Annotated in this window: 22 protein-coding genes and 1 tRNA gene; 16 read left to right on the top strand and 7 right to left on the bottom strand. The window is 32.5% G+C overall.

Annotated elements, in window-relative coordinates; genetic code table 11:
* Window positions 1–66 precede the first annotated feature (66 nt).
* Window positions 67–360, bottom strand: a complete 294-nt coding sequence (locus ICJ83_RS05905) for a DUF493 family protein (RefSeq protein WP_188229454.1) — start codon at window positions 358–360, stop codon at window positions 67–69.
* 147 nt (window positions 361–507) lie between these two features.
* Here ICJ83_RS05905 and ICJ83_RS05900 point away from each other — a divergent pair, with 147 nt between their 5' ends.
* From ICJ83_RS05900 to ICJ83_RS05880, 5 genes are all read left to right on the top strand, one after another.
* Window positions 508–1,047 carry an AAA family ATPase gene (locus tag ICJ83_RS05900; protein ID WP_188229453.1) on the top strand — a complete coding sequence of 180 codons (540 nt, stop codon included), beginning with the start codon at window positions 508–510 and terminating at the stop codon, window positions 1,045–1,047.
* Window positions 1,047–2,954, top strand: a complete 1,908-nt coding sequence (locus tag ICJ83_RS05895) for a RecQ family ATP-dependent DNA helicase (RefSeq protein ID WP_188229452.1) — start codon at window positions 1,047–1,049, stop codon at window positions 2,952–2,954. Before ICJ83_RS05900 ends, ICJ83_RS05895 begins: the two co-directional genes overlap by 1 nt.
* A gap of 42 nt (window positions 2,955–2,996) precedes the next feature.
* The gene (gene fmt, locus ICJ83_RS05890; RefSeq protein ID WP_188229451.1) at window positions 2,997–3,944 is read left to right on the top strand and encodes a methionyl-tRNA formyltransferase; all 948 of its coding nucleotides are present in this window, start codon (window positions 2,997–2,999) and stop codon (window positions 3,942–3,944) included.
* A gap of 189 nt (window positions 3,945–4,133) precedes the next feature.
* Window positions 4,134–4,406 carry an HU family DNA-binding protein gene (locus ICJ83_RS05885; protein ID WP_188229450.1) on the top strand — a complete coding sequence of 91 codons (273 nt, stop codon included), beginning with the start codon at window positions 4,134–4,136 and terminating at the stop codon, window positions 4,404–4,406.
* A gap of 124 nt (window positions 4,407–4,530) precedes the next feature.
* Window positions 4,531–5,091: a YqgE/AlgH family protein gene (locus ICJ83_RS05880; RefSeq protein ID WP_188229449.1), complete on the top strand. Its 561-nt coding sequence runs from the start codon at window positions 4,531–4,533 to the stop codon at window positions 5,089–5,091.
* Here the strand turns inward: ICJ83_RS05880 and ICJ83_RS05875 are convergent.
* Both ICJ83_RS05875 and ICJ83_RS05870 read right to left on the bottom strand, forming a co-directional pair.
* Complete coding sequence (locus ICJ83_RS05875) at window positions 5,088–5,930, bottom strand: aminotransferase class IV (RefSeq protein ID WP_188229448.1); 843 nt, start codon at window positions 5,928–5,930, stop codon at window positions 5,088–5,090. The two genes, ICJ83_RS05880 and ICJ83_RS05875, sit on opposite strands and share 4 nt — an antisense overlap.
* 69 nt (window positions 5,931–5,999) lie before the next feature.
* A complete protein-coding gene (locus ICJ83_RS05870; RefSeq protein WP_188229447.1) occupies window positions 6,000–6,389 on the bottom strand; it encodes an START-like domain-containing protein in 390 nt (129 codons plus the stop codon).
* Between the two features lie 135 nt (window positions 6,390–6,524).
* On the opposite strand from ICJ83_RS05870, the gene ICJ83_RS05865 reads away from it, so the two are divergent.
* The 11 genes from ICJ83_RS05865 to ICJ83_RS05815 all read left to right on the top strand — a co-directional run bounded on the left by ICJ83_RS05865 (window position 6,525) and on the right by ICJ83_RS05815 (window position 17,436).
* A tRNA-Met gene (locus tag ICJ83_RS05865) sits at window positions 6,525–6,598 on the top strand.
* Window positions 6,599–6,652: 54 nt separating this feature from the next.
* The gene (locus ICJ83_RS05860) at window positions 6,653–8,002 is read left to right on the top strand and encodes a tyrosine-type recombinase/integrase (protein ID WP_188229446.1); all 1,350 of its coding nucleotides are present in this window, start codon (window positions 6,653–6,655) and stop codon (window positions 8,000–8,002) included.
* A 3-nt stretch (window positions 8,003–8,005) separates the two neighbouring features.
* Window positions 8,006–8,659, top strand: coding sequence for a hypothetical protein (locus ICJ83_RS05855; RefSeq protein ID WP_188229445.1), 654 nt, complete (start codon window positions 8,006–8,008; stop codon window positions 8,657–8,659).
* 65 nt (window positions 8,660–8,724) lie between these two features.
* A complete protein-coding gene (locus ICJ83_RS05850; protein WP_188229444.1) occupies window positions 8,725–9,153 on the top strand; it encodes a hypothetical protein in 429 nt (142 codons plus the stop codon).
* 160 nt (window positions 9,154–9,313) lie between these two features.
* On the top strand, window positions 9,314–10,369 hold the full coding sequence (locus ICJ83_RS05845; protein WP_188229443.1) for a 3'-5' exonuclease: 1,056 nt from the start codon (window positions 9,314–9,316) through the stop codon (window positions 10,367–10,369).
* A 9-nt stretch (window positions 10,370–10,378) separates the two neighbouring features.
* On the top strand, window positions 10,379–12,250 hold the full coding sequence (locus ICJ83_RS05840) for a hypothetical protein (RefSeq protein ID WP_188229442.1): 1,872 nt from the start codon (window positions 10,379–10,381) through the stop codon (window positions 12,248–12,250).
* 165 nt (window positions 12,251–12,415) lie between these two features.
* On the top strand, window positions 12,416–13,444 hold the full coding sequence (locus ICJ83_RS05835) for a HamA C-terminal domain-containing protein (protein ID WP_188229441.1): 1,029 nt from the start codon (window positions 12,416–12,418) through the stop codon (window positions 13,442–13,444).
* The gene (locus ICJ83_RS05830; RefSeq protein WP_188229440.1) at window positions 13,437–15,644 is read left to right on the top strand and encodes a helicase-related protein; all 2,208 of its coding nucleotides are present in this window, start codon (window positions 13,437–13,439) and stop codon (window positions 15,642–15,644) included. The genes ICJ83_RS05835 and ICJ83_RS05830 overlap by 8 nt, the downstream gene beginning before the upstream one ends.
* Window positions 15,645–15,722: 78 nt before the next feature.
* Complete coding sequence (locus ICJ83_RS05825) at window positions 15,723–16,319, top strand: porin family protein (protein ID WP_188229439.1); 597 nt, start codon at window positions 15,723–15,725, stop codon at window positions 16,317–16,319.
* A gap of 16 nt (window positions 16,320–16,335) precedes the next feature.
* Window positions 16,336–16,878 (top strand): hypothetical protein, encoded by a 543-nt coding sequence (locus tag ICJ83_RS05820; protein ID WP_188229438.1) that lies wholly within the window; start codon window positions 16,336–16,338, stop codon window positions 16,876–16,878.
* Window positions 16,879–17,046: 168 nt separating this feature from the next.
* Window positions 17,047–17,436, top strand: a complete 390-nt coding sequence (locus ICJ83_RS05815; RefSeq protein ID WP_188229437.1) for a hypothetical protein — start codon at window positions 17,047–17,049, stop codon at window positions 17,434–17,436.
* A gap of 303 nt (window positions 17,437–17,739) precedes the next feature.
* On the opposite strand, the gene ICJ83_RS05810 is transcribed toward ICJ83_RS05815, so the two are convergent.
* The 4 genes from ICJ83_RS05810 to ICJ83_RS05795 are packed head-to-tail and all read right to left on the bottom strand — an operon-like array spanning window position 17,740 to window position 25,158.
* Window positions 17,740–19,257 (bottom strand): sulfatase family protein, encoded by a 1,518-nt coding sequence (locus tag ICJ83_RS05810; protein ID WP_188229436.1) that lies wholly within the window; start codon window positions 19,255–19,257, stop codon window positions 17,740–17,742.
* 26 nt (window positions 19,258–19,283) lie between these two features.
* Entirely contained in the window at window positions 19,284–22,322 is a 3,039-nt protein-coding gene (locus ICJ83_RS05805) for a chondroitinase family polysaccharide lyase (protein WP_188229435.1), read from the bottom strand.
* 28 nt (window positions 22,323–22,350) lie between these two features.
* The gene (locus ICJ83_RS05800) at window positions 22,351–23,865 is read right to left on the bottom strand and encodes a sulfatase family protein (RefSeq protein WP_188229434.1); all 1,515 of its coding nucleotides are present in this window, start codon (window positions 23,863–23,865) and stop codon (window positions 22,351–22,353) included.
* Between the two features lie 3 nt (window positions 23,866–23,868).
* Window positions 23,869–25,158 carry a glycoside hydrolase family protein gene (locus ICJ83_RS05795; RefSeq protein ID WP_188229433.1) on the bottom strand — a complete coding sequence of 430 codons (1,290 nt, stop codon included), beginning with the start codon at window positions 25,156–25,158 and terminating at the stop codon, window positions 23,869–23,871.
* Window positions 25,159–25,374 lie beyond the last annotated feature (216 nt).

The raw sequence follows: 25,374 nt of genomic DNA, 5'->3' as shown, positions 1-25,374 counted from the left end.
TAAAAAGTGTAGAGTTAAAAAATTATGCACGTAGTAATCATGCTTTTGCAAAATACAAAAAAAGAACTAAAGACTTATTACGCCTTCAATTTTTTCTGCTACTTCTTTATACTTAGAAATTACAGCATCTGGATCTTTCATTTGTAAATTAATTGAAATGCTGGTATAATTTCCGTTTTTTGAAGCCGTTTTATTTATAACTGCTCCCATATTATCAAAAATTGCTTCTAAATCAGAAATTTTTCCTGTTTCAGTTTTAACAATAAATTTATATAAATATTCCGAAGGCCAAATGGTTGTTTGGCTTAATTGTTCTTTTAATTTTTTATAAAATTCTTCCGAATTTGTAGGTGTACTCATAATTGTTCATGTATACTGCAAATATAATGTTATATAAATTTATAAACCGCCTTTTACAAGGCAAATGTAATTTAGTATCAACATAAAACTAGAGCATTTTTTTTATAACGGTTAAATTCCGAATTTTACAACTAAATTATCGCAGGTGTGAATACGAGAAAAATTGTTATTACTGGTGGTCCAGGAACAGGAAAATCGTCTTTAATTAACGAATTATCCAAAAGAGGCTATACTTGTTTAGAAGAAATTTCTAGACAGGTAACGCTACAGGCACAAAAAGAAGGAATCGACCAGTTGTTTTTAAATAACCCTATTCAGTTTAGTGAATTGCTCCTAAACGGCAGATTAAAACAATTTGAAGATGCTAATTCGCATGAAGCAGATACGATTTTTTTTGACCGTGGTGTTCATGATGTAATCGCTTATTTAAATTACAGTGGCGACACATACCCAAATCATTTTGTTGAAGCCTGTGAGCAATCGGTTTATGATACTGTTTTCATTTTAAAACCGTGGGAGGCCATTTATACTTCCGATAACGAGCGCTATGAGAATTTTAGTCAGGCATTAAAAATCCATGAGCACTTATTAAATACTTATAGTACTTTTGATTATCATTTAAATGATGTCCCTTTTGATACCATAGAAAACCGCGTAGATTACATTTTAAATCAATTAAAAATGTAATGGAACATCCTATTAACATATTAGAGCGCTATTGGAAATACACCTCGTTTAGGCCACTACAGGAAGATATTATTAATGCTGTATTAGAAGGCGAAGATACCTTTGCCTTACTACCCACTGGCGGTGGAAAGTCGTTATGTTTTCAAATTCCAGCACTAGCCCGAAAGGGCATATGTATAGTAGTCTCTCCACTAATTGCATTAATGAAAGACCAAGTGAAGCAATTAAACAACAAAGGCATTAAAGCAATGGCTATAACAAGTGGTATTAGTTACAATCAGTTGGATGCCCTACTCGATAATTGCATTTATGGAAATTACAAATTTTTATACCTATCTCCAGAGCGTTTGCAACAAGAATTGGTACAGGAGCGTATTAGACAAATGCCTGTTAATTTAATTGCTGTAGACGAAGCCCACTGCATTTCGCAATGGGGCAGTGATTTTAGACCTGCATACAAAAACATTACCATACTTAGGCAATTGCAACCAACGGTAAATGTCATTGCATTAACCGCTTCGGCAAAACCCGAAATCATTAATGATATCGTTAAAGAACTGGATTTTATTAATCCTCAAATTTTTAAGCAGTCATTTTTCAGACCCAATTTAGGCTATATGGTTTTTCATGAAGAAGATAAATACTATCGTCTTCAAACCATATTGAATAAATATAAAGAACCTTCGATTGTTTATGTGAGAAACCGAAAAATGACGTTAGAAGTTAGTTCTTTTCTTGAATCTAAACAGATATCTGCAACCTTCTATCATGGTGGCTTACCAACCGACGACAAGGACAAACATATGAACCTTTGGTTGAATGACCAAAAACAAGTCATGGTTGCTACCAATGCTTTTGGAATGGGGATTGACAAACCAAATGTAAAAACAGTGGTTCACTTAAATTTACCCGAAAGCATAGAAAGTTATTTTCAGGAAGCTGGTCGCGCTGGTCGTAATGGTAAAAAGGCATTTGCTGTAATATTAAAAAATAACAACGATGAGGCCCGCGTTAAAAACCAGTTTTTAAAAATTTTGCCTCATGTAGATTTCGTAAAACAGGTGTATCGTAAACTATGTAGCTACTTTCAAATTTCTTATGGCGAAGGAGAGTACAAAACATTCGATTTTGATTTTAACTCCTTCTGTAAAACCTATAATTTTAATACTATTTTAGCATACAATACTTTGTTACTACTGGACAGAAATAGTATTATTGTGCTTTCTAAACAGTTTAAAAATAAAGTTTCGGCACAGTTTATTATTTCAAGTCCTGCGTTATTTAAATATCTCGAAACACGGACTAAATATAACATCATTGTTAAATCTATTTTAAGAATGTATGGTGGAATATTCGATAACGATACTAAAATAAATATTAGTAAAATCGCAGAAAAAGCATCGGTATCGGAAAAACAAATTACCGAAGTATTACTTCAACTTGAGCAAGATGAAATAATAACTTTAAACTTAGCCAAAACTGATGCCCAAGTTACTTTTATTGAACCCCGAGAAGACGACAAAACAATAAACAGAATCGCTACTATTATAAAACAACAAAATCAGTTAAAAAACGATCAGGTGCATGCTATTCTGGATTACATAAACAACGACAAGACATGTAAAAGTATTCAGCTTCTTAACTATTTTGGAGAAAAAAACCTAGAACCATGTGGCATTTGTTCGGTATGTATCTCCAATAAAAAGCAAAGTGAAAAATCTAAAAACAAAAGTGATTTAAAACAATTGGTAATTACGCAATTACAAGATAAAGCCAAATCCTCTCGCGAATTGAAATCAGCATTAAACTGCCAAGAAACTGAGCTTAAAAAGGTTTTACAACTGTTGTTAGAACATGACATCATAAAAATTACAGAAACCAATACTTATAAATTAAGTCATTTATAATATGGTATTATAAAACAATTAAAATATAAAAACATCCGTATAATGAAAGATTTACGAATTGTATTTATGGGCACGCCAGATTTTGCGGTTGCCACTCTAAAATCTTTAGTAGAACAAAATTACAATATAGTTGGTGTAATAACTGCACCCGACAAACCAGCAGGACGCGGTAGAAAAATACACGAGAGTGCTGTAAAACAATACGCTGTTTCGCAAAAACTAAATATTTTACAACCCACAAACCTGAAGAACGAGGATTTTTTAAATGAACTAAAAGCCTTGAACGTCAACTTGCAAATTGTGGTGGCGTTTAGGATGCTGCCTAAAGTGGTATGGCAAATGCCCGAGTATGGCACATTCAACCTACACGCTTCTTTATTACCAAATTATCGAGGAGCAGCACCAATTAATTGGGCAATAATTAATGGTGAAACTGTAACTGGTGTCTCTACTTTCTTTATTAACGAAGATATTGACACAGGAGATATGATTCTTCAAGAATCAATTAATATCGAACCAGATGAAAACGTAGGTAGTTTGCACGATAAATTGATGACCTTAGGAAGTGGTTTGGTTTTAAAAACTGTAAAATTAATTGAACATGATAAAGTAAAAACTACACCACAGCGAGAAAACGAAAGTATTAAAACAGCTAATAAGTTAAATCGGGATAACTGTAAAATAGATTGGCAAGCTCCTATAGAAACCATCTATAATTTAATTCGAGGTTTAAGCCCTTATCCAGGTGCATGGTGCACATTAATTAACGGCGAAGAACAATTGGACGTTAAAATCTATGCTTCAACAAAAGAACTTGTATCTCACGACCACAATTTAGGTGATATTATTGCTACTAAAAAAGAATTAAAAGTTGCTGTTAAAAACGGATACATAAACATTAAAGACATTAAACTGCCAGGCAAACGTTCTATGGACGTAACATCGCTCTTAAATGGTTATACTTTTGAAGTAAATGCAAAAATGCGCTAAAGCCTTATTATTACTGACATTTTGAAAACACCGATAAAAAACACCTTTGTTATTAACAATCGACATAAGTTATTAACAAAACCTATCATTTCCCTTGCTATTACTTGCATTATTGCATAATCCGTATAAATTTGTAATAGGATTTAACACAAACGTTTAACCAATTTATTAATTATTAAATTTTACATTATGAACAAAACAGATTTAATCGATGCTATGGCAGAACATGCTGGAATCACTAAAGCAGCAGCAAAAAAAGCATTAGAATGCGCGCTAATTGAAATCGAAGGTGCTTTACAGAAAGGTAACCGTGTTTCTTTAGTAGGATTTGGTTCTTGGTCGGTTTCAAAAAGAGCTGCTAGAGAAGGTAGAAACCCACAAACAGGTGCAACCATCAAAATTAAAGCGAAAAACATTGTAAAGTTTAAGGCAGGTGCAGATTTATCTAACGCAGTAAACTAATTAGAATTACAACATCAATATCAAAAATGCCTTCAAACTTTGAAGGCATTTTTTTATATATAGCTCAAAAGTGTTGTTTTTTTAAGAAATAAATGTTAGATTTAGTTACTAATCCATCGATAGTATGATTACAATCCATCCAAAAAAAGGAAATTTGTTAATCGCAGAACCTGCTATAATAGGCGATATTTCCTTCAATCGATCTATTGTGTTATTAGCAGAACACTCACACGAAGGATCCGTTGGGTTCATCTTGAACAAACCTTTGGACTATAACATTAACGATTTAATACCAGAAGTTGAAGGCAAATTCAGGGTTTATAATGGTGGACCAGTAGAACAAGACAACCTATATTTTATACACAAAGTACCAGATTTAATTCCAGATAGCATTGAAATTTCCCTAGGAATTTATTGGGGTGGCGACTTTTCAAAAGTAGCCGAACTCATTTCAAAAAATAGTATTCAAGAAAATGATATCCGATTCTTTTTAGGGTATTCTGGTTGGGCTGCCAATCAATTAGACAGCGAATTAAAATCAAACTCCTGGTTGGTAACCGAAAACATTTACAAAAACGACATTATTGGTAAAAATTACGAATCGTTCTGGAAAGAAAAAATGTTAGAATTTGGTGATGAATACAGTATTTGGTCTAATGCACCAGAAAACCCTAATTACAATTAAGACAATCTTACTTTAATATTTAATTTATTTAAGATCGCCTGTGCCACCTCATGCTTAAATGCTTTTTTTCTATATTTCGATACCGGTATAATACCTGAAATTACATTGGTAATGAAGATTTCATCTGATTTTTGAAGCTCAAAAGGTGACACAGATTCTTCTATCAAATCATATTCATCCCAATTTTTTAAAACATCAATTATCTGCTTGCGCATAATACCTTTTAAACAACCATCGGAAATTGGAGGCGTCTTAATTGTTTTCCCCTTTACAAGAAAAACATTACCATTAAGCGCTTCAACCACATGCTTATTAGTGTTTAATACCAGACAATTATTTAATGCATTCTCCTTTGCATAAATACTACCAACAACATTTAAAGCTTTATTGTTTGATTTTAACGTTGATAATAAGCTAGGAGACACAAAATAATCTTTGAACAAATCTATTTCATAAAAACCTTCACTTAATTCATAAAAATCATTTTCAAGAGGTTTTACTGAAATATTATAACCAACGGCATTGGTTTGTGGTAAATACAATCCGCCTTCGGCTCTATGAACTGTTAATTTAACCCGTGCCGAAACATCCATTAAGTTATTCGCCTCTAAGGTTTTTAACATTTGATCTTCAAGATATTCCATGGTGAAATTCATTGGAATTTCCATCCTTAAAATACGCATCGAAGCCATTAATCTAAAATAATGATCTTCCCAAAATAGCAATTTGCCGTGTGAAGCCTTTATAGTTTCAAACAGGGCATCACCATAGGCATACCCCCTATTTTGAATTGATAATGTGTTGGTTTCAGCTAAAATATTTCCGTTGTAATTTGTCATAAAAAAATAACCTGTTCTCTTTTTTGGAGAACAGGGCACAAATATAATTGAAAATATATGATTTTGGAATTATGCTGAACCTAATACCTGCTTTAAACTGGAAATTTGGTTATCCCAAAGCATCTTAGCTTCATCTACTTCATCTTCTTCAGCAAAATCGGTAACAATTAAAGATACGTCCTTAGTAATTTCATCTACCTGAATTTTAATTTCGAAATACGAAGTATTATCTTCATCGTCATTTAACCATCTAAATTTAACACGTTCACCACTTTTTTTACTGAGTAATTTGGCTTTCTCTTCACTATCGTCCCATATAAAGGTAAAAATTTCACCACGAGAATTTACATTATCTGAAAACCATTCTGACAATCCTGAAGGTGTAGAAATGTACTGAAATAATAACTGAGGAGAGGCATGTATTGTGAATTCTATTTCAAATTTAATTTTATCGTCCATAAATACTTTTAAAAAATTATTTATGCCCAATATATACATTAATTGAGACCTATGACAATAATTTTTAATAATATTTTTTTCAATAAGTGTTTGCGCAGATAAATAATGTTTCTATATTTGCACCCACAAAAACAAGGCGAGGTAGCTCAGCTGGTTAGAGCGTCGGATTCATAACCCGGAGGTCGCGGGATCGTGCCCCGCTCTCGCTACAAAATGTAATCAATTCACAATTAGCGGTTTATGTTTCATAAACCGCTTTTTTTATGTCTTATTTAAATGAATTTCTTACATTTGAACACAGAAGTGAACACGTTTTTGAACACGATTTGAGTAAAAAACCCCAATTTTCAACCCCAAAAATCTATACAGCCAACGGTAATTTAGACAAACGTTGGTATGTTTATTTTTCATTTCGCAATCCTAAAACAGGTAAATTAGAGCGAATGAAAAACATTTATGGTATTGCCAATACTTATAAAAAGAAAGAAGAGCGGCTTTCGGTTTTAACCACTTATAGAAAACGACTTATTATTCTTCTTAAAAAAGGCTACAATCCTTTTGAAAATAACGAAGCTTTATTTAAAAAGGAGAAAGCTCAAGCTATAAAACCAAAACAGATTAAAACCGAAGTAGCACCTAAAGTTCAACCTGCTCACTCATCTAATGAAGGAAAGAATCAAACAAGCAAGTTCTTAGAAAAACCTCAACCTAATTCGCCTACTATTAAGGAAGCTTTCGATTTAAGCTTAAACCTTAAAAAGAATGTTATTAGTGAAAGAACCCTTAAAGATTATACGTTTCACGCTAACAAATTTACAGACTGGTTGAATGAATCTGCGCCAGAAATAAAGACAATCAACCAAATTGATAAGGCCGTAGTTCAAACTTTCCTTAATCATGTGCTTTCAAACACCAGTGCAAGAAGTTTTAACAATCATAGAACCAACCTTGGCGCACTCTTGCAAACCATGGAGGATAACGACATCATTGTTACTAATCCCGTAAAGAAAATTAAGGTTTTAAAAGCCAAACCTGAACGAAACAAAACCTATTCTCAAGAACAACAAACTACAATATTTAATTACCTAAAAAAGGAAGATCCTATACTCCTACTCTATATTCAGTTTGTTGCCTATAACTTTTTAAGGCCAATTGAGGTATGCAGGCTTAAAATAAAAGACATTAATGTTGCAGAAGGACTCATACAGTTTAAATCGAAAACCAATGCTTTAGAAGTTAAACGCATTCCCGACATGTTGCTTGAAGAACTTCCTGATTTAAGTGGTTTTGATCCCGAGAGTTTTCTTTTCACCCCTGATAAATTAGGTGATTTCTGGGATACCGAAGAAAACAATAAAAGAAACTACTTTTCAAAGCGTTTTAAAAAGGTTGTCAAAGAGCATTTCAATATAGACGATAATTATGGTTTATATAGCTTTAGACATACGTTTATCACCAAATTATATCAATCGTTAATTTCTCAGTATCCACCAAACGAAGTAAAGAGTAGAATTATGCAAATCACTGGGCATTCCACAATGAATGCGCTTGAAAAATACCTAAGAAGTATCGATGCAGCGATACCAGAGGATTATTCACACTTATTAAAATAAAATATGAACGATATTTTTAAAACCATACGTGATAATCTAACAAGATCATACATTTTTTATATTCCAGATACAATATATAACGAGTTTCAACAAACAGAATTTAAGGATTTAGTGCCACCTGGTGCAATCAATACTATCGCCTTTAGAAACCGTAAAGAAGAAATAACAGCTGATGAAACAAAATTTAGTAGAGTTGAAATAGCCACAAAATATAACCTGTTCGAAGAAAACCTCTTTTTACTTTTAGATGCTCAAGAAAAACTAACAGAAAGTCAGTTTCAATTTTTAATGAATAAATATTGGGAACATCTAGACATTCATGTCAACATTACTTATTTAATGTATGTGAATTTAGGTAAGTATTTTGTTAATTTATCGGAAAATGTTAGGTCGCTTTTTAAATTGCAATTTGATGCTTTTAAAGTTCATCACTCCGAAATAAAAACCAAGTTTTCAAAACTTATAAAAGGGAGTCCCTTTGAGGAAAAAACGAGGGGTTTTAGTGCCAATACATACCTTACAACACAAACTAAAAAAACACCTGTGTTAAAGCCAAAACCTAAAAAGCAACAATTGATTAGTGATGCTGATGCCGATGCATTTTTATTAGAATCGGTTTTTAACATTCCCATAAAAATGGTTACAAATGTCACCTAAAATTAACTTAAAACTCAAAATCAACGGTATTATACGTAAAACAAACGTTTATTTTACGCTAAATTATGGAAAGTAGATTTTACAAATGTCAGTATTGTTTTAAAGAATTTGAACCTAAAAGACGTCGTGTACAGAAGTATTGCAGCGACACTTGTCGTAATAAAGCACACCATGCTAGAAAGGTAAAAAATGTTTTACAAACACTTTCAGAAGAAAGCTTACCTTCTACTGAAATTACCCCAGAAAAAAAAGCAAAAAAAGACACAATGAGTCTTGCTGGTGTTGGAAATTCTATGGCTGGTACTCTTTTGGCTGATAGATTAATAAACTGGGCAACCAAAGAAGAAAACAAATCTATTACTAAAAAAGAATTTCAGGAATTAAAATCACTTATTGCAGGGGCTAGATATTTTCCGGTTACCAATTTACAACCAAATCAATTTGGGCAACGACCATATTACGATATTGAAACTCAGGAATTAGTTTATCTATAAATTGGGTAATTGTACGAATAATCATTTTACTAATTAAGTAATTACCTTATATTCGTTGTATATATAATAAAAATAAACACACCAGTGTGTTTATACACACGTTGGCGGTCATTTAAGAAACAGAGTGCTAAACAAGAATATTTAGATAGAATAAAAAAATATGGCAAAAGAATCTTGGTACATAAACGAATCTGAACTTGATGATTATCAAGTAAGAATAGTGCGTAGAAATTTAAGCAGTTCTTTTATTGTAAAAGGCTGTGCAGGAAGTGGAAAAACTGTTTTAGCACTGTGGAGAGCAAAAGAACTTGCTGAACAAGGAAATAATGATTACTTGATTATCGTGTTTACAAAAGCATTGAAACAATTTATTGAAGATGGAATACACACTATTGGAGTTGACGAATCTAAAGTACTTTATCATTGGGAATGGGTAAATCGAAGAGATAAGGCATCAGCTGAATATATAATTGTAGATGAAGTTCAAGATTTTGATACTAACGAATTAGCTGATTTACAAAATGCAGCTAAAAAACATTTTATCCTTTTTGGAGATTCAGCACAACAACTCTACAAAAACATACCGAACAAAGGTAAACTTCTGACAATGGAGGAAATCCAAATCCAAACTAATATTCCAATGGAAAATTTAGTAATTAATCACAGGTTGCCAAAAAAAGTAGCTCGAATTGCAGAAAAAGTAACTCAATCTAGAGACCCGTTAGAAGACAGATGTAATAAAGAAGGAGTTAATAAACCAAGGTTAGTGGAATGTTCTTCTTTTGAAGACCAATTGGATTATATAAAAGATGTTGTTAAAGCACAAAATTATACTGATGTCGGTATATTACTGCCAACAAATAATGATGTCAAAATAGCAAAAAGCTATTTTGACAAATCAAATTGGGGTGTAGAAGCCAAAATAGGATATGGTTCTAATTCAATGGATTTAGATTTTACAACCGAAAATCCTAAATTAATGACCTATCATAGTGCAAAAGGACTTCAATTTGAGGCGGTTTTCATTCCAATGTGCATTGGAAGTGATGAAAAAGATAGAAACCCATTATATGTTGCACTAACTAGAAGTTATCGTGATTTATTCATTTTATACTCAAATCATTTATCAAGTTTTATTGAAAATATCGACAGAAATCTATTTGAGTATCATAACGAAAAGAATAAAAATTCTGTAAATGACGATTTACCTTTTTAAAAAAGTAAAATGAAAGTATATATTCCATTTAACTCAAACGATTTCAATAGTGTATTTACTACATTATCAATTTCGCCTGTTTCATATTATCCAAATAGAAAATATAGTTTTAAAAGAGCTTCTGCGACTTTCCTTAATGAGAATGAAAATTTCTTGATAGGTTATGAAAAACCAATTTTTCATAATAGAGAAATTGACAAAGATTATGGTTTTCCAATATTGTTAGAAACAAGTATTGACAATAATAACTTTGAAATAATTAAGGACAAAACTGGGGTAAATTATATAATAATTGATAAAACTATATTTTTATTTAACGACTTTAAATTAATTTTCAGAAGAGAACAAGAGCTAAATGAAACTTTAGCAAAATCTTTAAAAAGCATTGAAACAAAGTATGCGAAAATTGCAAAAGAGAATTCTGTTGTGATTAAAGAAGATTGTTTCGTTATGGATTTACCTAACCCCAATTTACCGTCAAAAAACAAAGAACTCAATTCAAATACTTTCTTAAATGAAAGAATAATAAACAGAATTTTTGGTGTTATTTTAGGTAGTTCAATAGCTTTTTCAAATAAAACTTCTAAAGAATGGCAAGAAATATCACTTCTATTAAAATCTCTAAACAATAACCTGTCTCTATTTCTAAATAAAATAGGTGAAGAAAATGACTTTGAAAAAAAGAAGTCTTTAGATATTATAGATGAAATCTACTCTCTTTATGAATCTACTGAAACACTTGATGAAGCAATTATGCTTGAATCAACAATTACTTCTGACGTACTAAATTCATTTAAGAAGTTTGAAATCTTCAAGACATCAGTATATGAATTATTAATTGAAGGTATTTTAAGTAAGTCAAAAATTGACTTACCAATATTACTTAAAATTGAAAAGTTAAAACGTGCAATAGATTCAAAATATAGTTCAAAATACCCAAGTAATTACATCAAAAAAGTAACTGATGTTTTTAATGATATTAAATTCACTATTGGAAAACAAATCACTTTATCTAGAAAGATTAACAAGCTGAATTTGGATGATTTAATCATTCCAGAGTTTAAAAATGATGTACTAACAATAAAAACGCCCGAATTTCTAAATTCTACTGACAAAGAATATTTAACTTCTACTTTATTGTATTTTATAAAAGCAGATAATATTGAAAATATTGAGTACTTTTTTATCAATAGAAAAGAATTGCTAATTGACATTGCTAGACACTTTAAAACAAGTATTAAAGGATTTGATAAATCCGCAGACAGAACATATCTTTTAGAACTCCTAAAATCATTCGACAGTTTAAGAAGTGGTTTTAAAATTTCATCAACCAATAATGAAGTTCTTAAATCAATAGCAATTTTATTTACTTCAGGTCGTGACTTTTTAAAGTTCGTTGAAAATAATGAAAAAGAAGAAATTTTAAACCCAATAATTTATTATTCACTTTGGGGTTCAATTTATGGAGCAGCAATTTTACCAAAAACAACAACTGAACTTATAACAGATGACAGGAATAATTTAAAAACTTTAATTACAGCTTTTGAAAGTACATTGAATACTTATGTGCCTAGTAAAGAATTAAGTTCAGAAGGAGCTGAAACATTTTTGAAATCAGATAAGACAGAAGAAAATATAGCGTCTGAACCTAGTGATGTTTATTCTAAACCTATTTCAGTTTTAGCTTCTAAAATTCTTGAAATCCTTAAGGAAAAGAAAAAAGTAAAACTTGCTGACATAAAATCAATTTCTAAAAAATTTAAAACAAATAGTGATGTTGAAAATTTAATAACAAATGAGATTGGCGAAACTGTAAGAGTTACAAAAGAAGGTAGGACAATGTATGCAATTTTGAAAGAAAAAAACGAGCTGTTTAAATAGAAAAACGAACCGCCAACAATGTATAAAAATAATAGCGGGTTTATCGCTAAAACGAAAGTAAGTAAATATAAATAAGGTCTGTGTTTAGCCGAAAAGTTAGTGCATAAAAATCCGCTACTATTCTTATACTAGACCGTTACGCCACATTAAAAACATTGACATAAAATGCCCCCAAACTCAAAAAACATAATTCACCAACATTTTGAACAAGCTGATTTGCGGACCTATTTTGTTGGGTTTGATTTTGGCGAATTTAGGTATGATGCACTGACTGAATTGTTAATGGATTCAATTGTCGACTTTGCTTTTGGTTATCATACGGGCATTCTAAAACAGTACGATCGAAGAAAATTAATCGAAGCGGCTAAATCAATTTACAATATAAAAGAATTCAAAGAAGCAAAAGCAATCTATGTTGATAAGGATGATTGTCTCAATGATTGTGAAATTGAATTAGAAGACAAATACCTAAAACGGGGAGAATTTGGAGAGCTAATACTTCATCTTCTTTTAAGAGACTTTGTCGATACAATTCCCCTGATCTCTAAAATATATTTTAAAGATACAGATGGGGCAACAGTTCATGGATTTGACCTAGTACATATTGGTCCTGACCTTAATAATCCAGAAAACTCCTCATTGTATTTTGGTGAGTCGAAATTATATTCAAGAAAAAATGGTAACGCTGGATCTCACGGTATTTCTGATTTAATTGGTGATATAGAATCTCACTTTAAAAAGGACTTTCTATATCGAGAGATAGCATTAATTGGAAAGAAAAAATATTCATTCATCCCTCCAGATGATTATGAGGATAAAAACACAAAGGACGAATACCTTCGATTTTTGGACGATAAAAAGTATTGGTTCGATGCTTTATCAAAAGTGGAATTGAAAGAAGCGAAACTTCAAGATTTTTTACAGTCTGTGACCATCCCTTTAGTGTGTACTTATCAATCCAATCTCTATGAAACTCACACTGATGAAAACACAAATGAGTTTATTCAAGAGTATGAGAAAGAGATGCTTGAGTTGCAAGAATTACTTAAAAATAAGCTAAATGAAATCGAAGACAACGTTGGTGAACCTGTGAAAACCGAACTAAATATCTTACTCGTACTATTCCCAATTCCAAGTAAGAAAGAATTACTAAAAAGATTACACACAAAACTATATAATCAGCAAAATGCGTAGTTCTGAAGAAATATTATTTGACTTAGAAAATCTTGAAACCCTTGACTTTAATCAAAGTTTCGATTATGCTCAATATTGCTCTTCACTGCTCAAAACAGACGATTCTTCTGCTCGTAAAATAATAATTAACGCTTTGAGTAATTGGGACAAACTCGAAAAATCGACTCATGATATATGGATTGATTTAATTGAGTCATCTGGCTTTTATCCATACTTAGAGAAAGACGAGTTCAAAGGGTTGAAAAATCTTCCAGCTGAAATAAGAAAAGGCTTGCACCATTCAGAAAATATACCTTCAAAATATTTCCATGAAGAGCAACTAGAGTTGTTAGAGTACTTAAAGACAGATCAAAACGTAATTGTAAGCGCCCCCACTAGTTTTGGTAAAAGCCTCTTGATTGAAGAAGTTGTATCATCCAGAAAGTACCAAAATATTGTAATAATTCAGCCGACACTAGCACTACTTGATGAGACCCGTAGAAAACTATTGAAGTATCGCGAACACTATAAATTAATAGTTAGAACTTCACAAGAATCAGATAAACAAAAAGGGAATATTTTCCTGTTTACTGCGGAGAGAGTAAATGAGTACCAAGATTTCTTCAATGTCGATTTTTTAGTAATTGACGAGTTTTATAAATTAAGTGGAAATAGAGATGACGAAAGATCTTCCTCACTCAATAATGCCTTCAATCATATATTAAAAACCTATTCTCCAAAATTCTACTTGCTAGGCCCTAATATAGATGGAATCAGTGAGGGTTTTGCCGAGCGACACAATGCTGTCTTTATTAAAAGTGATTATTCGCTTGTAGATTCTAAATCTATTGATGTTTATAAAGAATACAAAGGGGAGTTTGGACAAAGAGGAAAAAAAGCACGATTCAAGGAAAAAGTTCTATTTGACTTATTACATGAACTTGAAAATGAGCAGACAATAATTTATTGTTCTTCTCCAAATAGAGTTAGAAGTCTGTCGAAGAAGTTTTGCCATTATTTATCAGACATTGAAGCGAAAGCCAGTAATAATGAATATCCGTTAAGCAATTGGATAATTGATTATGTAACCAAAGAATGGAGCATTCTTAAAAATCTAAAATATGATATCGGTGTTCACGATGGTGCATTACAGAAACACATTACGACTTCCATAATAGACTATTTTAATAAGGGAGAATTAAAATATCTTTTTTGCACATCTACGATAATTGAAGGAGTCAATACCAGTGCGAAGAACATAATCTATTTTGATGAAAAAAAGGGTCCGAATGATGTTGATTATTTTGACTACTCAAATATTAAGGGAAGAGCCGGCAGAATGATGATTCATTATGTCGGGAACATCTACAACTTTAATCCTCCTCCTCTGAAAGAGCAAATTATAATTGATATTCCATTTTATCAGCAAAACCCTATTAAAGATGAAATCCTAATTCAACTCTCAGAAGAGGAAGTAAAAGACAGAACCTCTGAGCAGTATGAAGCTATTCTATCTATTCCAGAGAATGAAAGGCAAATAATTAAGAAGAATGGAGTTAAAGTTCATGGTCAGAAGAATATCTTCGATACTTTACGTAATGACATTCATTCTAAATACGAGCTTATTAGCTGGAATCAACCACGTTATAAGCAGTTAGAGTACATTTTAGGAATTTGTTGGGACAATTTGATTGTTGAAGGTGAAACTACAAGGCCAATGACAAAAGGTAAACTTGTAAATATGACCTTTAATTATGGTCTTAATCAGGACATTAGTTATTTGGTGAATAACAATTTTGCTTATTTAAGAAGGCTTGAAGGAAATAAGGATATTGAAGACGCAGATTTAATGGACAAGGCTATTCAAGACACTTTTCAGATAATGAAGCACTGGTTTCAATATAAAGTGCCAAAATGGTTGTCGGTGGTCAGTGAAATCCAAAGGTTTGTTTGTGCTGAGTTTGGGTTAAGACCAGGGAACTATATTTATTACGCAAATCATATTGAAAACGATTTTCTCCGTGAAAATTTGGCGATTTTAAGTGAATATGGTATTCCGGGTAGTGCAATCAGAAAAATTCAAGAGCAAATTCCAACTGACCTAGATCAAGATCGTGTTTTGGAATTTATTCGCGATAAGGAGCTTTTTAATTCAAAAGACCTATTGGAATACGAAAAACAGAAAATAAATGAAAATATAACGTGGCCTAACAATGGCTAAAAAATCATAGCTGCCCTGCGGTTCGGCAACGCTTTTTAGCCGGGCCGTTACCCAACATTTTGACCAAACAATAAACTTATGAACATTAAAAGACTAACTTTAATAATTTTTGTAATTGTTACTGCAAAATTGATAGCCCAAAACAACATTCGATATGGAGCTAAAGCAGGAATAAATCTTTCTGGATTCCATACAGGTAAAAGTGCCTTTACCGATAACGTTTCTTTTAATATTGGTGGTTTAGCAGAATTGGAATTATCAGAATCATTTTCACTACAAGCTGAATTGCTTTACAACAAAAAAGGAGGTTTGATTAGCATTCGTAACACAAATGAACCTACAATATCAATTGATGCTAAATTAGACTACATAGACATCCCTATTCAAGCAAAATTTGAGTTTATTAAAAACTTAAGTTTTCATTTTGGCCCACAAATAGGTTTTTTAATAGATAGCAAGGGAGAAATTGAATATCCACAAAATAACAAAGGTGAGGAAGTTGAGTTCACTAACACAAATACAATTGACTTTGCTTTAAATGGAGGTCTATCCTTGAAATTTAATGAAAGCCTATTTTTACAAGCAAGATACAGTTATGGATTAATAGAAATATTTAAAAACGATAGATATAAAAATTCTGTGGTGAGTCTATCGTTAGGTTACTTTTTTAAATAAACTCAAATTATCAACTATGAATTTTAAAAGAATCAGATTAGTAGTTCTTTTTACTATAACAATTTTTATCACAAGTTGTTCGTCGGACGATAATGGCGACAATCCAAATCAATCAAAAAATGAAGTTACATTTAACGGAACTACCTATGACATAACTACTGCTTGGATTAACGATGAAAATACAACAACTAACGACCCAAGTGACATTGGAATAAGTCTCTTTAATAAAACGACCTCAGAAATTAATAGTGGCAATGATTTGACAAACATTACTTTTATCTATTTTGATTTTACCGAAGTTGACTTACAAGAAAAAACATACACGGAAATTTGGGACTATGATTTTTCAATAAACGGAACATTAATTAGTGGTGAATTTACCCCTGGAACTGTATTTCTTTCTGATGGCGATTCAAATTTGGATATTTACGCTTCAAGTTCTACGGTAACAATTAACAACTTGACAGATACAACGGTTGACTTGACTTTTTCATTTACTCGAAAAGATGGCAAAGTGATATCTGGAAATTATAGTGGAAATTATATCGACCCGAATTAAAAAACGTTGGGTAACACCGGCTATAGTTCATTGCTTCTGACTTTCCTAGCGGAAAGTCCTCGCAAATTTGCTATCTTCGGTTTACAGCGGAAAATCCTTGCGGATTTTCACGCAACGAAACCATAGCCAAACACGTTGTGTACAATTTAAGAAACAACCTCAAAGGGATTGAAAATAACGACAGAAATAATTAAAACTGATTGGTTTCTTGACAAAGAGCACTTTGAAGGAACTGTCTCTTTTAAAGGTAAAAATGGTGGAATAATTCAAGCGTTTTCATATGGAACTGAATTCAAAATCGGACAAAAAACTGAATTGGAATTAGATTCTATAAGTGCTGAATTGGAATGGGACATTATCTTCTCTGAAAATTCTAAAAAAGAAATAAAAATTGAGCGGAAAGGAGATTGGGAATATGAGGCTTATGGAAAGGTTTTGAGTATTAATCCTGTGAATATTGATTTCGGAGAATTTGAATTAAATACTGGAAATTGGACAAATGATAAAAAAATAATCGGAGAATATGTTTATTGGAAAATTGACAGATTGGACATATAAAAACTGTACACAACAATGTATCCTATGAAAAGCACTAGTCCAGTTCTTCAAAGTTAATATTTATTCTTTTAACTATCTCATTTTTAATATTTTTAAACGTGTTGAATTAGGGATGAAGCTACGATTCATCTTTAATTCAATACTATATAACTTGCTCCGCATCCTATTTGTAATCAACTCCTTTTGGACGTCACCAGCATCTGTATGATTATAAATTAAAATGAGCATATTCCGCCACTATTTGGAGATGATTTCCGAATGGTACCTACGACGGTTTTCTTATAAGTACCCTAAATTAAACCATTAATTATTATTACGAATTTGTTCTAACTGTATCGATAACTCTTTTACCTTTTCAGGATACTTATCGGCGAGATTATACAATTCTCCAATATCTGTCGATAAATTATATAATTGCGGTTTATTTAAGTTACCTAACTCGATATTTGTAAGCCTCTCAATCGCTGGTCCTCCATGAGGCTCAATAAATTTCCAATGATCCTTTATTATAGCTAAATTATCTCTAAGCCCCTGCTCTACCAAGTATGTTCTCCCTTTTTGAGATTTTCCTAATAAAGCTTCCAAAACATCTTCACTATCCATCTTTTCCCATCCTGACTCAATATTCAGCATTTTTGAAAAAGAACCTAATAAATCAACTTGCGAAATCATAGCGGATGACACTTTAGGTTTTATGGTACCTGGCCAGCTTAACATCATTGGTACTCGAGTACCTGCTTCAAAAACGCTGTATTTTCCTCCTCGTAATGGTCCCCAAGGTGTATGTCCATTTAGTTGAGTAACTGCTCCATCAATATAACCATCGTCCAGAACGGGGCCATTATCACTTGAAAATAAAAGTATTGTATTTTCTTTAAGTCCTAAGAACTCAAGGTGCTTCATTATTTCACCTACCGCCCAATCTAATTGCAAAATAGCATCTCCACGATAGCCTAAACCGCTTTTACCCTTAAACATAGTCGAAGGCATTCGAGGTACATGGGGTTCGGTTAAAGTATAAAATAAAAAAAATGGATGATCTCTATTATCCTCAATATAATCCTTTGCTTTGGACAAAAATGTCATCGGTACCTCTTCGTCTGTCCATCTTGCTCTGCGACCTCCACTCATAAACCCAATTCTTCCAATGCCATTAACAATAGTATTATTATGACCTTGACCCGGCGAGGATTTCATTTTAAGCAATTCTGGGTTCTCCAAACCAGTAGGATCATTTCCAACCTTGTTTTTATAATCTACAGCAATAGGGTCTAAAGAATCTAGTGCGACCACATTATGATTTTCCATAAAAACCGTTGGTACGCGGTCTGCTGTTGCAGGAAAAATATAGGAATAATCAAATCCCGTTTCGTTTGGGCCAGGTTTAATAGATTGATTCCAATTTTTATCGACAGCTTCACCTAAACCTAAATGCCACTTCCCTACAATAGCAGTGTTATAACCTGCCTTTTTAAACAACTTTGGTAAGGTTATTTCATTAGTTGGCACAATTAAAGCAGCATCTCCAGGTAAAATACCTGTTCCTGTCTTTCGCCAAGGATATTGTCCTGTTAAAATTGCATAACGAGATGGAGTACATGTTGCCGAAGTTGTATGTGCATTTGTGAATCTTATACCTTGATCTGACAATTTATCTAAATTTGGTGTTTTTATTTTTGTAGCTCCATAGCTGCTAACATCACCATAGCCTAAATCGTCAGCCAGAATAAAAATAACATTAGGTCTTTGTTGGGCTAAGGTCCCAAAACTAACGTAAAGTAAAACTACAGCACTAACTATTCCTTTAATTAAATTATTCATTATTAATACTTAAAAATTTGTCTTTTTTATAATTTTCTTAAATTAAATTCTCTTGGTAAGCCATTAACACATTTCAAAACAATACTAGTGTTTCCGTCTAAATAACTAATTTGCTCTATAAAATTAACAGGAACTGAACTCCACTTTCCTTTTAAAAGAAGGGTTACTGATACTTCCTGACTGTAGTTATTAAATTTGCCACTCTCCTTTAAAGGGAAATTTAAATCAGGCTGAACAACACTTAAGCTAATATCCTTATCGCCATTTTCTTTCAACATAACTAAAGAAGGATTTGAAACCTTTTTTAGTAAACCATTATTTAAATCCGTTTTACCTTCAAAAATTACATATCCCATAGTATTAGTTTCTTTATCCAATACAATATGTGCAATACTATCGGCACGTTTAATATCGAAAGTTAATTCTGATTTAACAATTTTATCAAAATTAGATTGTTTTTCTTCATCTAAAAACGGATAAATAACATATTTGTAAGATGCTTTTTTAGGCGCGAGACCATGATTTATATATGCGCTGGCATAATCACCTTGGGTTTCTTTTACTCCTTTTCCTTTAGGATGCATATTTCCAGTATTAACAGAATATTTATTATGATAAGATTGTTGTCTTTCCTTTTTTATGTGTACTAATGCATTTGAAAGAATATGATACCCATTTCCATAAGGATCTATCAACCAATTTTTCGATACATCATCAGGGTTCAAATTTCCACTATAAGGAAATTTTTTAATGCTTTCCACAGCTGTTATAACGGGACTTTTGGTGTCTTTTAAATATGTTTGAAATAAATTAGTTTGGGTTGGGTTTTTTGTATCAATACTAGATATATCGGTCCCTATGCAAATTAATTTATCACCAAACGAAAACACAGACTTTTTGGCTTTTAATTTACCTGGGTATCCTACTTTAGATTCAAGGCCATCAGCGTTAGACCCTTTACCTTCATTTAGAATCATTCCGAATACACCATTATCATTTAAGCGGTTCGCACCTGCAAAGGTTTCATTAGAGCGAAACATGAGTAAAGGCATTTTAGCCTCCAATTCTTCCAAAGGCAAATAAATTATAGTGGCACCTGGAAATCTGTTCCAATCCCAGCCTTCCTGTCGAAAACCACTTCCTGATTCACCATTACTATTTAATAATTGAATTGTTCCATTGGCAGGATACCTTCCATATCTGTTTTCGCTAACATAAATTTCTGAAGCCCATACATACTTACTATACCCTTTAACGATAGCAGCCCAGTCCTGATTTCTATGAATTGCCGTAGCTGCATAAGGTAATGTGTAATACCCATGCAATCGCTCAGGATAAATACCATTAACATCTGTAAAAATGGTTTTATTCATGATATCATCCTTACCCCAAAGTCTTAAATACGCAGCAGCCACTTCTTTATCTATTTTGCTTGTACCTTCGGGGTTACCAGCATTAGCCATTAATAAAAACTGCTCTTGAAGTGATTCTATACCATTATTCTCTAAGGGATGACGCCCTGCATTACCAAAACCCCAGTTATATAACTGACTATAAATTCTTGTCGCTAAAAAGGCTTTTCTAAAGTTTTCATGACCTTCCTTCCCTATACGAAATCGCGTTCCTGCCAAAGTATTGATTATCTTTGGAACTGACTTAAAAGCACCTATACCATAAGCGGGATAATGCCCGTTATGATGCCAGGAAGTACCATCCACTTTAAAGCCCCACTCCTCTTTTTGCTGTGCTAAAATAATTGATATATACTTTGAATATGCTCTTAATAATGCCGCTTGTTTTTCCTGACTATCGAATAAAAATATTAGCATTAAATGATAATAAGACTGCGTATTTAAATAATCGATATTTACATGAAATTCATTTTCATCACCCAAAATCATCCCTAAATTAAACAACCAGTGCAGACTTGCCCCTACATCGTTTAAAAGATTATTGTCATATAAAAACTGCCGCATAATATAAAATGCCTGTGTCAATTCGATAACATTATACCCAATATGATGTCTAGTGCCTCCATTGGAACCTGCCTGCCATCCTTGATCAAGAAAATACTTCGTTCCTGCCAAAAACATAGACTCAATTTCATCTCGTTCTTCAGTAGATGCTCTATCATGAAAATTAGCTAACTTTTTTAAAACTGTTCCTAATTTTTTTATGTCGTTAAAAACCTTATCTCCTTGTTGATTTTCATTAAAATATTCCTGCTGTTCCTTAAAAGTTAAAGGTGGACCTAAAACTGTTTTACCATCATCTTCAAGTTGAAGACTGTTAAAAAGGTCGCGAAGTGTATTTATGTAAACCTTGTATTTCTTGTCTATGGTCAGATCTTGATCTATAGCTAACTCAAACCGTTTTAAATCCATTCGCATAGCCATAGAAACTGGCGCGGGCGCAATAGTCTCTATACGTTTATAGTTTCTTATTAAAGGCATCCAATGATCTTTTGCTAAATCCTGATCAGATTTTATGAATGGAACTAGCATATCCGGATATTGGTGTCTGTCATCCTGATATTGTGAAAAGATGATATCATCAAAAAATAATTTTCCGGATTTAGCCTGAGTTTTCACTTTAAAATAATCATAGTTCACAGATGTTTCCTTTTCTGGTGCCTTACCTTGCATCTCGTAAAAAGGAACCCAAATGCGTCGCCACCCCTTAAAAGATAATTTTATATCGAACCAGACCTGATTCACGCCTTCCTTTTCAAAAAATACAGTAATTTTCTCATTTGTTGGTGTCTCATTGTAAATAGACATAGCTAATGTCGGACTAGCAGGAAAATGATCGCCATACTCTAATGGACTCTCTTCATGAGAAAGAATTTTAAAGTTTGATGTTCCGAAAGTGCTTTCACCATTCCACTCCCATTGAAGTGAAGTTTTACCAAACCGTCTATGCACTTTACTAATAGTAAGGTTTCCATTAGAAATTTCGTAAAACTCGAGGCTTTTTTCAGATTCAAAAGATTCAACAGCTGGCTTCTTTTGAGAGAAGCCCAGTGCTGACCATAATAAAAATATTTTTAATGCTATTAATCTCATCCTAGTAACTATCTTCTTTTTTATCTTTTTATTTTTCTGTATCTGTTAGTTTTAAATATCGCTTAAGCCATGGATCGTTTTTACTTTTTAATTGCGCTAATAATTTTTGATGTAATTCACTTTCTATTTCTAGGTTATTCCCTGCAATATTATTCTTTTGAAACGGGTCCTCAACATTATCAAAAAGTACCTTACGCTCTAAATCTTGATTATCGAAAGTTATAACATAGGTATATCGTTTTGTTCTAATACCACGATGCCCCGACTCTGGCTTTCCTTCTTCTATATAGTAATACAACGCAGAAGTTGGTTCTTCTTCATTCTTCCCCAAAAATAAAGCTGATAAATCCTCTCCGTCTAGATCCTTCGGAAAACCGTCGGTTGCTCTTAATAAATTAAGTAACGTAGGCATAACATCAGTTGCGCTAACAATTAAATCGCTGGTTTGATGCGATTTTATCCTTTCTGGCCATCTAATAATGAATGGTATGTTTATAGATTCTTCATACCAAATATTTTTGGACATCAATCCGTGACTTCCCATCATTTCTCCATGGTCTGAGGTTATAACAACTATAGTATTTTTTTCTAAACCTTCCTCCTTCAAAGTTTGTAACACTCGACCAATTTGTTCGTCAACTCCAGTAATCATGGCAAAATAATCTTTAACATGATCTTTTGCGAGATGTGTTCTATTTCTAGTTGCTCCCTTATGAAATGCTAAATCATCTGCCTGAGTTTGTAAATTCACATTTTCTCGAACCAAAAGTTCTTCCAAAGATCGTTCCTCATAAATTTTAGCATATTCTTCAGGAACATATTGATAAGGAGGATGTGGTGGATTCACAGACCAAAATAATGCGAAGGGCTTATCTTTATTTCTTGTCTTTTCTGATGGATTTTTTAAATAGTTTATTATTACATCTGCTTCATGCTTCGGCGACCACTCATCTACATGAGTAAGTTCATCTTCTTTAGCATCATTTAGCCAATAATGCGGTGTATTATGAACATCGAAAGTTCCATAAGAGTACCAAAAATTAAATCCATGTCGGAATTCTTTAGGTGTATAGGCATCCCAGATAACACTATCCTTACCAGCAATAGGTGCGGGTGAGGTTAAATGCAGTTTGCCGACATAACCTGCATCATAACCGTTTTGCACTAACACATCCGAAAAGCTAACATCTTCCTTTTGCCAAGAATTATTATATTTATAACGCCTTGAATTACTATTACTTAAAACAGAATTATTGTAAGGTAACTTTCCAGTCATTAACATACCCCTATATGGACTACATAATGGATAATTACTTATTGCGTTTGTTATGACCATCCCCTCTTTAGCCAATTTATCAATATTTGGGGTATAAACAGGGTCCTGCTTATTAATTCCAATTGCTGCGTTTCTTAACTGATCAGGAAAAATAAACAATAAGTTGGGTTTTTGTTTACTTATCTTTTTAGAATCTGATTGACAGGCGCATATTCCCCCAAATAAAATAAATACTAACGATAATTTTAAAAAGACTGAGCTTTTCATAATTTATAATTTTCCTTTTTCTCTAATTTTCTTTAATCTATCCAATGCTTCAATATAATAATAATCGGCATAAATCAGGGCTACATTAATTTCATGCCCCAAAGATTTAGCTCCTGTTGAATGCAGTAAAAATGAATCCGTTTTACCAACGCCTGAATATTTATCAGAACCAAGTGATTCTAACATCTTTAAAGCTGCATCGTAATATCGCTCTTGATCCTTTTTATTATCAACAAACTCACTTAAATCTAATAATGCTGAAGCTACAACAGCAGCAGCTGAAGCATCTTTCTCCTCTTTTGGATTGTTAGCAACATCGAAATCCCAACATGGTACATAATCATCAGGTAATAATGATAAATATTTATCGGTTATTTTTTGAGCAAATTCCAGAAACTTTTTGTCCCGAGTTTCTTTATAAACCATGGTATACCCATAAACACCCCAAGCTTGTCCCCGAGACCAGCGGCTATTATCAGCATAACCTTGCTTTGTATGTCTGTTTAAAACAGCCCCAGTTATTGAATCATATTCCAAAACATGCCATGATGTGTAATCTTCTCGGAAATGATTTTTCATTGTTGTTTCAGCATGCTTTACAGCTATGTCATAAAACTTTGTATCTCCTCCATGTTTTGCTGCCCAAAATAGTAACTCAAGGTTAAGCATGTTATCGATAATGGTAATATGTTGTTTCCATCTTGGATGCATTTTGTTAGACCACGACCTAATAGTGCCCACTTGCGGATTAAATCGACTTGCCAGAGACCCGGCTGAGGTTAATAAAATGTCCTTATATTCTTTTTTCCCTCCTAATTCATAACCCTTGCCAAAAGCAGGAAACATCATAAAACCTATATCGTGATGTTCCGTTATAGTTTTAAAACTATCAAATACTTCTGTTCGTTTTATAGCTTCGAGTTTCCACTTTTCATTCTGACTAATATCATACATATACCAAAGTACACCCGGATAAAACCCAGATGTCCAGACCAATCTGTTGTTTGGAACTTCTTTCCATTCCTTTTTTCCCGTTTCTATTAATCTGGGATGTTTAGATAAATCAGTTAGTTTCGGAACTGAAATTTCTAATTGTGTTTCGCAGTCTGCAATTAGTGATTCTAAATTAAAAGTATCCAACTCCTTGGCTGATGCCAATCCAATTTCATTATTCGCTTTTAATTCTTTACAACTAAAGCAAAACAATATTACACCAATCACATATGCACCTAAGAGCTTGCGTTTGTTTTCTTTAATCTTTTTGACTGCTAATTTGGTTTGATTGAATTTCATTTTATTTTGATTTAATCTATACCCAGAAATACTCTTTTATAGATGTTGTGAAACAAAGGTTATTTTAACCAGTAAATAAATAGAGGGGAATCTGGTTCATTTAAGTGGTGTTCTCTGTTCACTCCCATTAAAAACCTCATTTTTAAGGCAAAATTGGAGTTTCTTAAAAATAAAAAAGGCTCAACTCCTTATAGCTTGGATTTAGTTGAACCTTTA

Source organism: Aestuariibaculum sediminum (assembly GCF_014596945.1).
In the GTDB taxonomy this organism is placed as follows: Bacteria; Bacteroidota; Bacteroidia; order Flavobacteriales; family Flavobacteriaceae; genus Aestuariibaculum; species Aestuariibaculum sediminum.
Note: the sequence above shows the minus strand (reverse complement) of the source record. Positions and strands in the feature narration are given on the sequence as shown.

What these genes read in the sequence shown, in the direction of transcription:
- ICJ83_RS05905 (WP_188229454.1), bottom strand. Translation starts at nt 360, where the DNA reads ATGAGTACACCTACAAATTCGGAAGAATTTTATAAAAAATTAAAAGAA.
- ICJ83_RS05895 (WP_188229452.1), top strand. Translation starts at nt 1,047, where the DNA reads ATGGAACATCCTATTAACATATTAGAGCGCTATTGGAAATACACCTCG.
- fmt (WP_188229451.1), top strand. Translation starts at nt 2,997, where the DNA reads ATGAAAGATTTACGAATTGTATTTATGGGCACGCCAGATTTTGCGGTT.
- ICJ83_RS05885 (WP_188229450.1), top strand. Translation starts at nt 4,134, where the DNA reads ATGAACAAAACAGATTTAATCGATGCTATGGCAGAACATGCTGGAATC.
- ICJ83_RS05880 (WP_188229449.1), top strand. Translation starts at nt 4,531, where the DNA reads ATGATTACAATCCATCCAAAAAAAGGAAATTTGTTAATCGCAGAACCT.
- ICJ83_RS05875 (WP_188229448.1), bottom strand. Translation starts at nt 5,930, where the DNA reads ATGACAAATTACAACGGAAATATTTTAGCTGAAACCAACACATTATCA.
- ICJ83_RS05870 (WP_188229447.1), bottom strand. Translation starts at nt 6,389, where the DNA reads ATGGACGATAAAATTAAATTTGAAATAGAATTCACAATACATGCCTCT.
- ICJ83_RS05860 (WP_188229446.1), top strand. Translation starts at nt 6,653, where the DNA reads ATGTCTTATTTAAATGAATTTCTTACATTTGAACACAGAAGTGAACAC.
- ICJ83_RS05855 (WP_188229445.1), top strand. Translation starts at nt 8,006, where the DNA reads ATGAACGATATTTTTAAAACCATACGTGATAATCTAACAAGATCATAC.
- ICJ83_RS05850 (WP_188229444.1), top strand. Translation starts at nt 8,725, where the DNA reads ATGGAAAGTAGATTTTACAAATGTCAGTATTGTTTTAAAGAATTTGAA.
- ICJ83_RS05845 (WP_188229443.1), top strand. Translation starts at nt 9,314, where the DNA reads ATGGCAAAAGAATCTTGGTACATAAACGAATCTGAACTTGATGATTAT.
- ICJ83_RS05840 (WP_188229442.1), top strand. Translation starts at nt 10,379, where the DNA reads ATGAAAGTATATATTCCATTTAACTCAAACGATTTCAATAGTGTATTT.
- ICJ83_RS05835 (WP_188229441.1), top strand. Translation starts at nt 12,416, where the DNA reads ATGCCCCCAAACTCAAAAAACATAATTCACCAACATTTTGAACAAGCT.
- ICJ83_RS05830 (WP_188229440.1), top strand. Translation starts at nt 13,437, where the DNA reads ATGCGTAGTTCTGAAGAAATATTATTTGACTTAGAAAATCTTGAAACC.
- ICJ83_RS05825 (WP_188229439.1), top strand. Translation starts at nt 15,723, where the DNA reads ATGAACATTAAAAGACTAACTTTAATAATTTTTGTAATTGTTACTGCA.
- ICJ83_RS05820 (WP_188229438.1), top strand. Translation starts at nt 16,336, where the DNA reads ATGAATTTTAAAAGAATCAGATTAGTAGTTCTTTTTACTATAACAATT.
- ICJ83_RS05810 (WP_188229436.1), bottom strand. Translation starts at nt 19,257, where the DNA reads ATGAATAATTTAATTAAAGGAATAGTTAGTGCTGTAGTTTTACTTTAC.
- ICJ83_RS05805 (WP_188229435.1), bottom strand. Translation starts at nt 22,322, where the DNA reads ATGAGATTAATAGCATTAAAAATATTTTTATTATGGTCAGCACTGGGC.
- ICJ83_RS05800 (WP_188229434.1), bottom strand. Translation starts at nt 23,865, where the DNA reads ATGAAAAGCTCAGTCTTTTTAAAATTATCGTTAGTATTTATTTTATTT.
- ICJ83_RS05795 (WP_188229433.1), bottom strand. Translation starts at nt 25,158, where the DNA reads ATGAAATTCAATCAAACCAAATTAGCAGTCAAAAAGATTAAAGAAAAC.